General features: G+C 62.1%; 14 protein-coding genes and 2 pseudogenes. 12 read left to right on the top strand and 4 right to left on the bottom strand.

Annotated elements, in window-relative coordinates:
- The first annotated feature begins 37 nt into the window (after positions 1–37).
- The 12 genes and pseudogenes from EAV90_RS19220 to EAV90_RS19165 all read left to right on the top strand — a co-directional run bounded on the left by EAV90_RS19220 (position 38) and on the right by EAV90_RS19165 (position 11,824).
- On the top strand, positions 38–1,009 hold the full coding sequence (locus tag EAV90_RS19220) for an ABC transporter substrate-binding protein (RefSeq protein WP_122404621.1): 972 nt from the start codon (positions 38–40) through the stop codon (positions 1,007–1,009).
- Entirely contained in the window at positions 1,006–1,989 is a 984-nt protein-coding gene (locus EAV90_RS19215) for an ABC transporter substrate-binding protein (protein WP_129144363.1), read from the top strand. The genes EAV90_RS19220 and EAV90_RS19215 overlap by 4 nt, the downstream gene beginning before the upstream one ends.
- The gene (locus EAV90_RS19210; RefSeq protein ID WP_122404620.1) at positions 1,986–2,969 is read left to right on the top strand and encodes an ABC transporter substrate-binding protein; all 984 of its coding nucleotides are present in this window, start codon (positions 1,986–1,988) and stop codon (positions 2,967–2,969) included. Before EAV90_RS19215 ends, EAV90_RS19210 begins: the two co-directional genes overlap by 4 nt.
- Positions 2,966–3,928, top strand: a complete 963-nt coding sequence (locus EAV90_RS19205) for an ABC transporter substrate-binding protein (RefSeq protein ID WP_129144362.1) — start codon at positions 2,966–2,968, stop codon at positions 3,926–3,928. The genes EAV90_RS19210 and EAV90_RS19205 overlap by 4 nt, the downstream gene beginning before the upstream one ends.
- A gap of 46 nt (positions 3,929–3,974) precedes the next feature.
- Complete coding sequence (locus EAV90_RS19200; RefSeq protein WP_122404618.1) at positions 3,975–4,958, top strand: ABC transporter substrate-binding protein; 984 nt, start codon at positions 3,975–3,977, stop codon at positions 4,956–4,958.
- A gap of 8 nt (positions 4,959–4,966) precedes the next feature.
- Positions 4,967–5,938 (top strand): ABC transporter substrate-binding protein, encoded by a 972-nt coding sequence (locus tag EAV90_RS19195; protein ID WP_160118863.1) that lies wholly within the window; start codon positions 4,967–4,969, stop codon positions 5,936–5,938.
- A 151-nt stretch (positions 5,939–6,089) separates the two neighbouring features.
- Positions 6,090–7,082 carry an ABC transporter substrate-binding protein gene (locus EAV90_RS19190; protein WP_122404616.1) on the top strand — a complete coding sequence of 331 codons (993 nt, stop codon included), beginning with the start codon at positions 6,090–6,092 and terminating at the stop codon, positions 7,080–7,082.
- Between the two features lie 86 nt (positions 7,083–7,168).
- Positions 7,169–7,454: pseudogene (locus tag EAV90_RS40665) on the top strand (transposase); the annotation flags it as partial.
- 250 nt (positions 7,455–7,704) lie between these two features.
- Positions 7,705–8,052: a DNA cytosine methyltransferase gene (locus EAV90_RS19180; protein ID WP_129144361.1), complete on the top strand. Its 348-nt coding sequence runs from the start codon at positions 7,705–7,707 to the stop codon at positions 8,050–8,052.
- Between the two features lie 162 nt (positions 8,053–8,214).
- Positions 8,215–8,898: pseudogene (locus tag EAV90_RS19175) on the top strand (ATP-binding protein); the annotation flags it as partial.
- 98 nt (positions 8,899–8,996) lie between these two features.
- Positions 8,997–9,464, top strand: coding sequence for a hypothetical protein (locus EAV90_RS19170; protein WP_129144360.1), 468 nt, complete (start codon positions 8,997–8,999; stop codon positions 9,462–9,464).
- A gap of 116 nt (positions 9,465–9,580) precedes the next feature.
- On the top strand, positions 9,581–11,824 hold the full coding sequence (locus EAV90_RS19165) for a PAS domain-containing hybrid sensor histidine kinase/response regulator (protein ID WP_129144359.1): 2,244 nt from the start codon (positions 9,581–9,583) through the stop codon (positions 11,822–11,824).
- A 49-nt stretch (positions 11,825–11,873) separates the two neighbouring features.
- On the opposite strand, the gene EAV90_RS40660 is transcribed toward EAV90_RS19165, so the two are convergent.
- The 4 genes from EAV90_RS40660 to hisF all read right to left on the bottom strand — a co-directional run bounded on the left by EAV90_RS40660 (position 11,874) and on the right by hisF (position 14,537).
- On the bottom strand, positions 11,874–12,251 hold the full coding sequence (locus EAV90_RS40660; protein WP_245162748.1) for a cupin domain-containing protein: 378 nt from the start codon (positions 12,249–12,251) through the stop codon (positions 11,874–11,876).
- 106 nt (positions 12,252–12,357) lie between these two features.
- Complete coding sequence (gene coaA, locus EAV90_RS19155) at positions 12,358–13,314, bottom strand: type I pantothenate kinase (RefSeq protein WP_122400244.1); 957 nt, start codon at positions 13,312–13,314, stop codon at positions 12,358–12,360.
- 36 nt (positions 13,315–13,350) lie between these two features.
- A complete protein-coding gene (locus EAV90_RS19150; RefSeq protein ID WP_027577145.1) occupies positions 13,351–13,674 on the bottom strand; it encodes a phosphoribosyl-ATP diphosphatase in 324 nt (107 codons plus the stop codon).
- Positions 13,675–13,763: 89 nt separating this feature from the next.
- Complete coding sequence (gene hisF / locus EAV90_RS19145; RefSeq protein ID WP_100233257.1) at positions 13,764–14,537, bottom strand: imidazole glycerol phosphate synthase subunit HisF; 774 nt, start codon at positions 14,535–14,537, stop codon at positions 13,764–13,766.
- Positions 14,538–14,542: the final 5 nt, after the last annotated feature.

The raw sequence follows: 14,542 nt of genomic DNA, 5'->3' as shown, positions 1-14,542 counted from the left end.
AGCTGACGTGGATGCAAGACGGAAATGGAGAGTGGCAATGAAGCGACGCGAATTCCTTTCTCTGGCCGGTGGGGCATTGGCGTGGCCTTTGGCGGCACGCGCGCAGCCAGCGAAGCGAATCGCCCGCATCGGCCTTTTCCTCGTCCCGCCGCGAAATTTGGAGGTAGAAGCCTTTCTCGCCGGACTTCGTGATCTCGGTTGGGTTGAGGGCGATAACATTCATGTCGAATATCGAGATGCCGGCGGTGATAACGACCGTCTGCCGGCGCTGGCGGCTGAACTGGTCGCCCTCGATGTCGACGTTCTCGTGACAGCTACCTTTCAGGGGATTCTTGCCGCTCACCGTGCGACGGCAAAGATTCCCACTGTGATGATCACGGGCCCCGATCTGGTGACCTTGGGCCTTGCAGCTAGCATGGCTCATCCCGGGGGCAACATAACGGGACAAACCTTCTTCGTGACAGAACTGGCTGCCAAGCGTTTGGAGATTCTTGCGAGCCTTGCGCCCTCGATGACCCGCGCAGGGGTGCTTTTGCAACGAGGGAACCCCCTGAACGAAAGTACAATGAGCGCGATGACAACCGCAGCGCAGGCGATGAAGATAGAGCTGCGACCGATCGAGGTTGCCATCCCCGGCGACATCGAAAGCGCGTTGTCAGCCGTGAGCTCCACTCCTATAGACGGCCTCGCGATCACGGAGGCCAATGCGTTTGTCACCAACGCTTCCCTGATTGCTGCGATTGTCGACAAATGCCGCGTGCCGTCGATTGGCGCACCCGTTCTAGCCACCCGCGGCGCCGTGCCGGTGGGCTACGGTGTGGACTTCACCGCCATGTTTCGCCGCAGCGCTGTTTTCGTCAACAAGATATTGAAGGGCGAAAATCCGGCCGACATCCCGATCGAGCAACCGACGGCGCTCAAGACCGTCATCAACCTGAAGACCGCGAAGTCGCTCGGCTTCGAGATCCCGCCGGCGGTGTTGCTGCGCGCCGACGAGGTGATCGAATGAGGCGGCGGGCGTTCATCGCGCTTTTTGGGGCGACGGCGGCTGCATGGCCGCCGAAGGCGCGGGCGCAACAGCCGGTGCTGGTGGTGGGCTATCTCGGCAGCGCATCACCAATGGCTTGGGCGGCACGGCTGAAGGCCTTCAATCAAGGACTGAGCGAAGCCGGCTTCGACGACGGACGCAATATTGCAGTCGAATATCGGTGGGCAGAGGGCAATATCGATCGATTGCCGCAACTTGCGAACGAACTCGTTGGGCGCAACGTCGCGGTACTTGTCACGCCGGGCAGTGCGCCAGCCGCACTTGCCGCCAAGGCGGCGACCACAACGATCCCCATCGTCTTTGAGACAGGTGCTGATCCGGTCGAAGCCGGTATCGTGACAAACCTGAGGCACCCCGGCGGCAATATTACCGGCGTTGCGGCCCTGACGTTTGAGACCGGTCCCAAGCGGCTCGCGATCCTTCATGAGTTGCTGCCGTCGGCCGAACTGATTGCCGTGCTGGTGAATCCGGCTGCGGGCGAGGTGGTTGGAAGGCAGGTTAAGGACTTGCAGGCAACCGCTCTTCAACTCGGACTTCAACTTGTCATTCTGCGGGCGAGTAATGATCGCGAACTCGAAGCGGCATTCGTGAAAGCAAAGGAGATGCGCGTTAGCGCCTTGGTCATTGCGGCCGATCCTTTTGCCAACAGCCGTATCAAGGATATCGCGGACCAGGCGCTGAAAGCCGCCCTGCCGTCGATCTTCGTGAACCCGCAATTTACCGCACTCGGCGGGTTAATGAGCTATAGCGGGACCATCATCGAAACACACTATCTCGCAGGCGGTTATGTGGGACGGATATTGAAAGGCGAGAAGCCCGGCGAGCTGCCGGTGATTCAGGGCACCAAAGTCGAGTTGATCGTGAACCTCAGAACCGCCAAAGCGCTGGGTATCGACGTTCCGATCTCGCTGCTCGCCCGTGCTGACCAGGTGATCGAATGAAGAGGCGCGAGTTCATTGGTTTGATTGGCGGTGCGTCGGTCACTTGGCCTCTTGTCCGGCCTCTGGCCGCGCATGCGCAGCAGGTGCCGATCATCGGCCTGCTCGGCGCCAACAGTTCATCGTCGCAGGGCAAATGGACCGAAGCGTTCGTGCAGCGGCTGCGCGAAGTAGGATGGATTGAGGGAAGCACCGTCGCAATCCATGCGCGTTGGGCGGAAGGCCAAAGCGAGCGCTATGCCGAGATTGCCGCAGAGTTCGTCCGAATGAAGGTCAGTATCATCGTGACGTCGGGAGGCTCGGCGGTGATGGCGGCCAAGCGGTCGACCACGGATATACCGATCGTCTTTGCCACGGCGGGAGATCCGGTCGTCAACGGTCTCGTCGCGAGCCTGGCGCGGCCCGGCGGCAACGCCACGGGCCTTTCGATTCAGTCGCCGGAACTCGCTGGCAAGCGGCTCGAACTGTTGCGGGAGGTTATCCCTGGTCTCCGCAGGTTGGCGTTCATGATCAATGTCGATAGTCCCGTCGCATTGCCGGAGGATGGCGGAGTCAAAGCTGCGGCCAGCGCGCTTGGTCTTGAAGTTGACAGGTTGGAGATTCGGCGCCCTGAGGATATTGCCCTGGCATTTGCGTCGCTCAAGGACGATGTTGGCGCGCTGTATGTCTTGGCGGAGCCATTGACGACCAGCAACGGCAGCCAGATCGCGGCGTTGTCGCGTGCCGCCCGACTGCCGACGATGTTCGGCAATGAGGCGAACATTCGGGTTGGCGGCCTCATGTCGTATGCGCCGCGCTTCTCGGATCTGTGGCGGCGTGCGGCCGATTATGTCAATAAGATCTTGCGGGGGGCGAAGCCCGGCGACCTGCCGGTCGAACAGCCGACAAAGTTCGATTTGGTCGTCAATCTCAAGACCGCCAAGGCGCTTGGTATTGAACTGCCGCCGACGCTCCTCGCGCGCGCCGACGAGGTGATCGAATGAAGCGGCGGAAATTCATCGCGCTTTTGGGCGCTACGGCTGCTTGGCCTCCGACAGCACGAGCGCAACAAGCGAAGTCACCGCGCGTCGGCGTGCTGATGCTCGGTAATCCCGATCCAGCATTCTTTCTGGGTACATTCCGTGAAGAGCTGCAGAAGCTGGGCTATCTCGAAGGCCAGAACCTGACGTTGGAGTCTCGATCTGCGGGTGGCTTCCCCGAGCGTCTCCCTTCGCTTGCCCGCGAATTGGTGGACCTGAACGTGGATGTGATTGTTGGCTATCAAACCCCATCCGTTGCGGCAGCAAAGCAGGCCACTACCAAAATCCCGATCGTCATGAGCCCCGCGGCCGATCCGATCGCGACCGGTTTTGTCGCCAGTTTTTCGCGCCCGGGCGGCAACATCACCGGCGTGGCATCCGCGACAGGCGAGGTAGCCGGCAAGAATCTGAATTTTATCCGCGAGATATTGCCGACGGTGCGCAAGGTTGCCGTGCTCGGCAATGCCATCGATCCATTTCACCAGCCATTCCTGGAAAGCATCGCGTTGGCCGCGCGGGCACTTCAGTTCGAGATCAAGCCTGTTCTGGTGCGAGGCAGCGACGAATTCGCAACAGCTTTTGGACAAATGGTGACGAGCGGCGCTGGAGCGTTGATCGTTCAGCCAAGCTTGCCGCGCCAGCCGGCCGCCGAGGCGGCGCTCAAGAGCCACCTGCCGCTGTTCGCACCGAGCGATGAATTTACGCGCGCCGGCGGCCTCTTGTCCTATTCGGCCGATATCATGTCGGTCTATCGCAAGGCCGCGATCTTCGTCCACAAAATCGTAAAGGGCGGCAAGCCCTCCGACCTGCCGGTTGAATTTCCAACCAAGTTCCAACTCGTCGTCAACATAAAGACCGCCAGGGCACTCGGCGTTACGCTGCTACCGACGCTTCTCGCTCGTGCCGACGAGGTGATCGAATGATGCGGCGGGATGTTAGTCTATCAGAAGATAGGCATAGGGGAACGAAATGAGGCGACGCGACTTCGTCGGTGTTGTCAGTGGTGGGATGTTGGCATGGTCGTCTGCAACCGGCGCGCAGCAGCCAGCAATGCCGGTGGTCGGGTTTCTCCACGGAGCGTCGCGCAGCTACCTCGAACAATTTCTCGATGCGCTTCGCGCAGGCTTAGGCGAAGCAGGATTTGTCGAGGGACAGAACGTGGCGATCGAATATCGCTGGGCGGAAGGGCATTATGATCGATTATCGGCGTTGGCGGCGGATCTGGTCAACCGTCAGGTGGCGGTGATCATGGCGATGGGGGGAACCGATCCGGCGCGTGCGGCTAGGGCGGCCACATCGACGATTCCAATTGTCTTTGTTAGTGCGGCTGATCCGGTGCAGACCGGTCTCGTTGCCAGCCTCAACCGTCCGGGCGCCAACGTGACCGGCGTTAGCCTGATCGCCTCAGCGCTCGACGCGAAGAAGCTCGGGCTTCTGCACGAACTGGTGCCCAAGGCGTCGGTGATTGCCGGACTGACCAACCCGAAATATCCCGGCGTTAAAGGCCAGATTGAAGAAATCCAGGAGACTGGCAGCAGTCTCGGACTGAAAGCCATTCTGCTTTCCGCAAGCGACGAAGATGAACTTGCCGCCGCGTTTGCCAGCGCCAAACAGCAAGGCGCGGGCGCGATTCTGGTCGCATCAGATCCCTTCTTCAACAGTCATAGCGGACGGCTAGTTGCGCTCGCTGCACAACATTCAATTCCCACGATCTATCCGCAGCGTGAATATATTCTCGGCGGTGGCCTGATCAGCTATGGTCCTGATTTTGCCGATGGCTATCGCAATGGTGGCCTGTATGTCGGCAAGATCCTCAAAGGAGCCAAGCCCGCCGAGCTTCCGGTCGTGCAGCCGGTCAAGTTCGAACTGGTCATCAACCTCAGGACCGCCAAGACAATCGGCCTGGAAGTGCCGCCGACGTTGCTCGCGACCGCAGACGAGTTAGTGGAATGAGGCTTGCCATGAAGCGACGCGATTTCATCGCCTTTGTCGGCGCGGCACTGTCGCGTGCCCTCGATGCGCATGCAGAGCAGGCCAAGTTGCCCGTCATTGGGGTTTTGGGCGCTGGCGCCGAGAAATCCTGGGCGGCTTCGATGTCCGCGTTCCGTCAGCGCCTCGGCGAGTTGGGCTGGATCGACGGCCGCACGGTGACCATCGTCATAAGGTGGGCCGAGGGAAGAAGTGATCGGTACGCGGAGATCGCGGCCGAGTTCGCCCAGGCAAATGTTGACGTTATCTTGACCGCGGGAAGCGCTATTCCGGCGCTCAAGCAGACGACCTCGAAGATCCCGATCGTATTTGCAGTTGCCGTGGATCCCTTGGCAAGCGGCTTTGTTGCGAGTCTGTCACGACCTGGAGGAAATGTTACGGGATTGTCGCTACAGTCAAATGAGATGGTTTCCAAGCGTGTTGGGCTCCTTCGTGAGATCATCCCTTCTCTTGCGCGGCTGGCAGTGCTGGCAAATGGGGGATACCTCAGTGCAGCGCATGAGACTGCTACGGCTGAAGCGGCTGCGCGCCAGCTTGGACTCGAAGTTGATATCCTAGATATCAGATCCGCAGGTGATCTTGCTCCAGCGATTGAAGCGATGAGGGACAAGACCAAGGCGCTCTACGTTTGCCAGGACTCTTTCGTCGTTGCCAATCTGGTCCGCATCAACGGCCTGGCGCGGGAGTCTGGAATAGCTACGATGTGGGGTGCGAGGGCATTCTGCAAGGCAGACGGGTTCATTTCCTACGGCGCAGACGAGGCCGACTTGTTCCGCCGGGCTGGCGACTATGTCGACAAGATACTCAAGGGCACCAAGCCGGCAGATATTCCAGTCGAGCAGCCGACCAAAATTGAGCTGGTTTTGAATTTAGCGACAGCCAAGGTCTTGAATCTCACCATTCCACCAAGCGTGCTGGCGCTGGCCAACGAAGTGTTCGAGTAATGTCGTCAAAGCACGAAGCGCAAGACACAGAAGATGCCATTTGGGGCAGGACGGTCGTTTATCCGAGGAACGCCACGCGGGAGGCGGATATCCAGCGCCTTCGAGGCCCCTACCGTTTAGTAGGGCTTCTCCAGTACGATGAGGCCTTAGGATGAAGGACATGAGACGACGCCATCTGCTGGGGATTTTGGGCGGTGCGGCCATTTGGCCGATCACGACGCGTGCGCAGCAGAGCGCGCAACAGCGCCTGATTGGTGTGCTCTCACAAGGATCAGCCCATACCCATCCAACTCCGCCGTTTCGAGCGTTTCTCGAGAGACTGCAGCAAAAAGGCTGGGAAGTGGGTCGCAATCTGAGCATCGAGTGGCGATTCTCCGAAGGAAGTACTGAGCCCTTGCCGCGCCTTGCTCGTGAACTTGTGGAAACTCCTGTCGAATTGATCGTGACAGCGCCGACCGAACCCACGCTTGCGGCCAAGCAAGCGACTTCAAATATCCCTATCGTGTTTTTGCAGGTAGCGGATCCGGTGCAATCTCGCATTGTCACCAATTTGGCGCGTCCCGATGCCAACGTAACCGGAATGAGCGTTTTCGCTCCTGACATCGCCGGCAAGCGGCTGGCGTTGATCAAGGAGGCACTCCCCAGCACCAAGCTTTTGTCGGTCCTTTGGAACAAGCCGAGCAAGGGTGCTGTATTGGTCCGTGACGAGATTTTCACAGCAGGCGTTCAGTTGGGCATCGAAATTCAGGACATCGGTATTGATAGCGCTTCGGAAATTGACGGTGCTCTACGCAAAGCGGTCAGCACGCACGCGGCCGCCGTCGTAGTTATTGATGATCCGGTAATGCAGAGCCGCGTAGAAGCGGTGGTCCAGATTGCGTTGGGCTTGAAGCTGCCGTTGGTTTCTCAATCGGCCGGGTACGCAAATAGCGGCGGCCTCATGTCCTATGGGCCCGACTTCAATGAGGTCTATCGGAACGGCGCCGAGTACGTGGACCGGATACTGCGTGGCGCCAAACCAGGCGACTTACCCGTCCAGCAGCCAGAAAAATTCAAGCTCCTTCTAAATCTCAAAACCGCGAAGACGCTCGAGATCGAGTTTCCTCCACAATTTCTTGCCCGCGCCGATGAGGTGATCGAATAGTCCCCACTCACGGCAGCAATTGACCCTCGCTGTGTGAAACGGCGAGCGGCTGTTATGATTCCCTGTTCTTCTTTTTGGAGGAATTGATTTGGCGCTTCGTTGAAGAGGCGGATCGTGGGCAGCGGACGCTGTTGCCTTAATGCCTCGATGACTTCATTGGCGAGTAACCAAGTTTGCGTGATCGACGTATTTGTCGATGCGCTCAGTTTGGCTGAGATGGGCTTTGCCGGTGCGGAGCCGGCGGCGACCGGTCGGCCATCGTACCATCCCTCGGTTCTCCTTAAGCTTTACATTTCAGGCTATCTGAACCGAGTGCAGTCGAGCCGGCGGCTGGAACGCGAGGCCGGGCGCCATGTCGAGGGCTGCTGGGTCGGCTTGCTCGCGACCACAAGACGATTGCGACTTCGCAAGGACGATGAGCCATCTAGGCTTGGCCAAATGGAGAAGACAGACGTGAGTACTGGATTTGAGATCAGCGCGGGGGCGACGCGCGACGCAAAAGAACATCCGGAGCCAGAATCGTCCCGCTCGTCGTTTTCTAGCATTGCAATTGTTTCAGGCTGCCGCGCGGCGCCGCGGACTTTCTCCTTCGAGCGCGGGATGGAAGTCGCTGCACGATTCGATGGTTCCCCCGTACGACGCGGCCAAGTTTCCTAATCGTTGGTGGAAGCTTAAGGCGAACGGGCCTGTCCGGACACTTACGGCGCATATTGGGAAGGACACTTATACGCACATCCACTACGACAGCGACCAGGCGAGGGTGATCACCGTTCGAGAAGCAGCGCGGCTGCAATCATTTCCGGACGGCTTCGTCTTCGCCGGCACTATGAACCCTGCCTTCCGCCAGATCGGTAACGCCGTTCCGCCACTCCTTGCACACCAATTAGCTCTTGCGATCGCGGATAGTCTTCAAAAGGCATTGAGGCCCGGTATAGAGGACTCTGTCTACAACTCTCTCGAAGTTGCATGACCGGTCTTCCTCTCTCTTGGTGGTCGGGAAGAGCTACGCATGCGCTGTCCGATTCGCTAAGCATGTACAGTGTCATGCACGATGTTAAAATCGGGCGGGTTTCATCCAACAACGGAGAACCATATGCCGATCCTCAAGTCACTTTCCTTCACCGCGCTGCCCAAGCCCGGCGAGATCTCGCTGGCGCATCAGGGCGTGCTGTTCCTCGACGAGCTGCCGGAGTTCGATCCGCGCGTGCTGGATTCACTGCGCCAGCCGCTGGAGAACGGCGAGGTCGCGGTGTCGCGTGCCAATCACCGCGTCACCTACCCTGCCCGCTTCATGCTGGTCGCGGCGATGAATCCCTGCCGCTGCGGCAATGCGTTCGAGCCCGGCTATGCCTGCAAGCGGGGGCGCATCGACCGCTGCACCGGCGATTACCAGGCACGCATCTCCGGTCCCCTGATGGACCGCATCGATCTCCGCATCGAGGTGCCGGCGGTGACCGCCGCCGACCTGATCCTGCCACCGCCCGCGGAGGGCTCTGCCGAGGTCGCCGCGCGCGTCGCGGCGGCGCGCGACATCCAGCTCGCGCGCTATGCGGATGCAGGCTTGCCCCATGTCCGCACCAATGCCGAGGCGCCAGCCTCGGTACTGGAGGAGATCGCGAAGCCGGACGCGCAGGGCCAGAAGCTGTTGAGGGATGCCGCCGAGACCATGCGCCTGTCGGCGCGCGGCTATCACCGCGTGCTGCGGGTGGCGCGCACGCTGGCCGACCTCGACCATGCCGACAAGATCGGCCGGCTGCACCTCGCCGAAGCGCTCTCCTACCGCGCACTCGCGGAGGATGTGCGGCAGATCGCGTAAGCGCCGCGCGCGTCAACCCGGCGGTAACGAGTTTCCTTTACGCTCTGCAAACCATAAGGCCCAACGAGTTCTCCCCAGGGCCCGGCGAGTAGAGCGTCATGTTGCGTTTCAAGGTCCTGGCCTCGGTTGTTCCTGTATTGGCGGCTGCGGTGTTCGCCCGCGCCGAGATCGGATCGGTTTCGCATCCCTGCATCGCGCTGGGCGAAACATCGGTCGAGCTCACCTCCCTGTTCTGGACCGCCGGCGTGCATGTCGCCTTCACCGATGATCCTGCGCGGGCCACGGTGCGGGTCCAGATCACCGACGATGCGGGCGCTGCGGATTTCGCCGTGGTCGACGACGGCCTCGGCGACGAGCCGGACTCCTGCCAGGCCAATCCGTCGACGCGCCTTGTCTCGATTGCCGCGCAGCCGGTCGATGGCGGCCAGGTGATCTATCTCTCCAGCGAAGGACCTGCGGATTACCGCATCTATGTGCGCTCTAAGACGTTCTCGCAGCGCGAGGCGGCGGCGCTGATCGTCGGCGCCCGCGGCGGCCAACGCCATTTCCAGGCCGCCTCGCTCTGAACCGTTAAGGCCCCGTCAACCCTGTTTGGAGGCAGCGCCGAAGCATCAAGCTGTTCGCAAGGTCGGCAGGCCATCGTCGCTCGCGGCAGCGGGGTTTCAGGCAAGGGTCGGAGGCGATGGGTCGGACGTTCCGGATCAAGGTGCGCATGCGCCGCTTCAGGCGGCAGCATCCCAGGGTCGCCTTCGCAATCCGCTCCTTCATGATTTTCTCGGCGACCTTCGGCGGCGCCTATGGTTTCGTGACCGGCAGCCGGGCCGAGAATTCCGGCTACGATCCGCACGCCTTTGCGATCGGTGCGAGCTTCCTGTTCGCGCTCGCCTGCCTCGGCCTTGCGACGCTGAGCATGCGCCTGCGTTTCGTCAACAAGCGGCTGCGGACGCTCGCAGCCCACAACGAAGCGCTGATCGACCGCAATTGGGAGCTGAAGGAATCGGAAGAACGCGCCCGCAGCCTGTTCGAGCAGCAGGGCGACCTCATCGTGCTGCGCGACACGAGCGGCCGCATCACCTTTGCCAACGAGGCCTATTGCGCACTCGCAGGACAGACGCGCAGCGCGCTGGTCGGCACGCGCTTCGACTTCGACGTGCTGGAGCAGGGCGAAAGCGCCCGCGAGAGCAACGGCACGCGCATCCACGACCAGAAGATTGCAACCCCGATTGGCGCGCGCTGGATCGCCTGGCGCGAGGGCTATGTCCGCGTCGACGCCGGACAACCCGCCGAATTGCAGAGCGTGGGCCGCGACGTCACCGATCGCACTGAGACCGAACGCGCCCTCTCCGACGCGCGTGACCAGGCCGATGCCGCCAACCGCGCCAAATCGCGCTTCCTCGCGATGGCCTCGCACGAGATCCGCACGCCGCTGAACGGCATCATCGGCATGGGCGGCCTCCTGCTCGACACCACGCTGACGCCGGAGCAGGCGACCTATGCCAGGGCGGTGAAGACCTCGGGCGAAGCCTTGATGGCGCTGATCGAGGAGCTGCTCGACTATTCCAAGATCGAGGCCGGCAAGCTCGATCTCGATCAGCGTCCCTTCGCGCTCTCGACCCTGGTCGAGGAGATCACCGAGCTGCTCGCGCCGCGCGCGCAGGCGAAGGCGCTCGAGATCGCCGCCTATGTCGACGAGCGCTTGCCGCTCGAGGTGGTCGGCGACGCCGCACGGCTGCGCCAGGTGCTGCTGAACCTCGCCGGCAACGCCATCAAGTTCACAAGCAAGGGCGGCGTCGCGCTGATCGTCGAGCCCGGCATCTGGCCGAACGAGATCAGCTTCCTGGTCCGCGATACCGGCATCGGCATTGCCGCCGAAGCACAGCAGCGCATCTTCCGCGAGTTCGAGCAGGCCGACGAGCGCGTCGCCCGCACCTATGGCGGCACCGGGCTCGGCCTTGCCATCAGCGAGCGAATCGTCAAGCGCATGGACGGCCGGATCACGCTCACGAGCGAGCCGGGCAAGGGCTCGACCTTCGAGGTCGCGGTGCCGCTTCCGCCGTCGCAAGCCGGCGCCGGACAGACGCAATTTCCGAGCCCCGATCTCACCGGCAAGTCGATGCTCCTCGTCGCCGACGGCATCGAAGCCTCGTTGATCGCGCGGCGCCTCGAGCGCTGGGGCGGCCAGACCTGCATGGTTGCCGACGCGGCCGTCGCCGAAGCATTGCTGCCGGAACGCTCGTGGCACGCGGTGCTGATCGATCGCGCGATCGGTCCCGCCGTCGCCGACCATCTCGGTGACGCAGCCCGCGCGCATGCATTGCAGCGCCTCGTGCTGCTGACGTCGAGCTCGCGCCACGAGAAGCTGTCGCCGGCCTTCACCGGCTTTCTGGTGAAGCCGCTGCGCGCGGCCTCGCTCGCCGCACGCCTCGCCCTGACGCCGGAGGTCGCTTCCCCCGATCTCGCGCCGGAGCCGCCGGCTGCATCCGCCGGCACAGCACCATCGAAAGGCCTCTCGATCCTCGTCGCCGAAGACAATGAGATCAACGCGCTGTTGATGCGCTCGCTGCTGACGAAACTCGGCCACCGCGTCGTCATCGCCGTCCACGGCGAGGCCGCGCTGGAATCCTGGCTCGCTGCCTCATCCGCCGGCACGCCCTACGATCTCGTGCTGATGGACATCCAGATGCCGCAGCTCGACGGCATCGAAGCGACCAAGCGCATCCGCGCACATGAGGCGGCCAGCGGCAGCCACCACACGCCGATCCTGGCGCTCACCGCCAACGCGCTGGTGGAAGATCGCTATGCCTGCTTCGAGGCGGGCATGAACGGGTTTCTGATCAAGCCGCTCGACCGCGAGAAACTGGAAGAGGCGCTGGCCGGGTTGGCCGCATCCCGACATCTGGCCGTCCCTAACCTCACGAGAACCTGAGTTCAGCCGGCAATAGGCAATTGGCAATTGAAGTCGATCGCGCTGCGCATCACCATCCTCGGGGCATCTGCAATAGAGGATTTGCGCATGAACGCGCTTGAGCCGCGCGTCCCTGGCTCGCACCAGCGATGGCGCGGGGCAGGTCGGGGGCAGAGCGGACCTTCGGGCCGACTGGCGGGACGATCCACTCTTCGGCACGAGCAAGAAAACGCGGCGCCGCGCGCTTGCCCGGCGGCGCTTGGGTGCTCTTGAAAACGGTGTCCGCCTGAGCCGCGCGCTTGCAATGCGGGCACAAGAAGAGATGCGCGATGATCGGGGTCGGCTCGTCTGCGAGCAGTTCCGAGCGGAACCACTTCATCTCGATATGGCAGTCCGGACAGATCGGTGCTTCCAGCTGCTCCGCAGCGCTTCTGAGACGATCAACCATGGTGTGCCCTCGCGTTTTCGAAGGCCATGACCCAATACCCCTCGTTGGTCTGCAACAAAAGACCCTCAGCTTCTAAATTCGCCTAAGGCGACGCTCACCGGCGCGATTACAGCCGCCGCAGCGCCACGCTCTCCACCGTGTGGTCGGCGCCCTTCTTGAGGATCAGCGTCGCGCGGGGGCGGGTTGGCAGGATGTTGTCCTCGAGATTGGCGAGGTTGGTGCGTTCCCAGATCGCAATCGCAGTGGCGGTGGCTTCCTCATCCGACAGCAGCGCGTAGCGGTTGAAGTAGGATTTTGGATCGGTGAATGCGGTGTCGCGCAAGGCCAGGAAGCGCTTGATGTACCATTGCCGCAGCGCCGCTTCCTCGGCGTCGATGTAGACCGAGAAATCGAAGAAGTCGGAAACGACGGGCACCGCCTTGCCGTCGCGCGGCAGCTTGCCGGTTTGCAGCACGTTGACGCCCTCGACGATCAGGATGTCGGGCTGGTCGATCTCGGCCCACTGGTTCGGCACGATATCGTAGGTCAGATGCGAATAGACCGGCGCGCGCACATGGCGACGGCCGGCCTTGATGTCGGAGAGGAAGCTGAGCAGCAGCGGCAGATCGTAGCTCTCCGGAAAACCTTTCTTCTGCATCATGCCGTGCCGCTCGAGCACCGCGTTGGGATAGAGAAATCCGTCAGTGGTGATCAGCTCGACTTTCGGCCGCGGCGACCAGCGCGCCAGCAGCGCCTGGAGCACGCGTGCCGTGGTGGATTTCCCGACCGCCACCGAGCCGGCGACGCCGATGATATAGGGCACCTTGCGATCCCTGATGTTGAGGAACTGGCGCTCCGCGTAATACAGCCGCTGCGTCGCATCGACGTAGATCGACAAGAGGCGCGACAGCGGAAGATAAATGTCCTCGACCTCCTGCAGGTCGAGGCGATCGTGCAGCGAGCGCAGCCGGTCGAACTCGCCCGGCTCCAGCGTCATCGGCGTATCGTCCCGCAGGCGCGCCCACTGCTCGCGCGTATAGACGCGGTACGGATTATACTGCTGCTCGGGTGCGCGGATATCCATGACGTCGTCTTCCCGTTGCGATCTATTCGCCCTTGTCTAGCCGCCCTTGCGCGACGCCTTCTCTTCCAACCCTGACATGTTCGTCCGCTTGTCCAGCGCGGCTTCGACCTCCTCCAGCTTTACGCCGCGGGCCTTGAGCAAGACAAGGAAATGATAGAGCAGGTCGGCACTCTCGGCGATCAGATGCGCGCGATCGTTTTCGACTGCAGCGATTACGGTTTCGACTGCTTCCTCACCGAACTTCTTGGCGCAATGCTCGGCGCCCTTGTCGAGGAGCTTGCGGGTATAGGAGGCCTCGCCCCCGGAAGCCGCGCGGGCGTCGATGGTCTCGGCCAGATCATGGATCGTGAAACGCGGCATCGGACTTACTCGGAAACACGCTTGGCAATACATTTGGCCACGGCGGCCATTCCCGTCCGCCAATGTAGCATTGTTATGAACCGGAGTCGTCAGGCATCCAGGCGCATCGGCAGCCCACGCCGCGCCATGTGCTCCTTGGCTTCGCGAATGGTGAATTCCCCGAAGTGGAAGATCGAGGCGGCCAGCACAGCCGTGGCGTGCCCGTCGCGGATGCCGTCGACGAGATGGTCGAGATTGCCGACGCCACCCGAGGCGATCACGGGAACGGGAACGCTGTCGGCGATAGCGCGGGTCAGCGGAATGTCGAAACCTTGCCTGGTGCCGTCGCGGTCCATCGAGGTGAGCAGGATTTCACCGGCGCCGAGCGCGACCACTTCCTGGGCATATTCGATGGCATCGATACCGGTGGAGTTGCGGCCGCCATGGGTGAAGATCTCCCAGCGGTCGCCACCAGGGCGCTTGACGCGCTTGGCATCGATCGCAACCACCACACACTGTTCGCCGAATTTTTCGGCGGCTTCCTTGACGAACTCCCGCCGCGCCACCGCGGCGCTGTTGATCGAGACCTTGTCGGCGCCGGCGCGCAGCAGCGTCTTGATGTCGTTCACCTCGCGCACCCCGCCACCGACGGTGACAGGCATGAAGCAGGCCTCCGCCGTGCGCCGGACCACGTCCAGCATGATGCCGCGGTTCTCATGGGTCGCGGTGATGTCGAGGAAGGTCAGCTCGTCGGCGCCGGCGGCATCATAGGCGATCGCGGCCTCGACGGGATCGCCGGCATCGCGCAGATCGACGAAGTTGACACCCTTGACGACGCGGCCATCCTTGACGTCGAGGCAGGGGATCACGCGCACCTTGAACATGGGTC

The organism is Bradyrhizobium vignae (assembly GCF_004114425.1).
Lineage (GTDB): Bacteria > Pseudomonadota > Alphaproteobacteria > Rhizobiales > Xanthobacteraceae > Bradyrhizobium > Bradyrhizobium vignae.
This window is presented reverse-complemented; position numbering and strand designations above follow the sequence as displayed.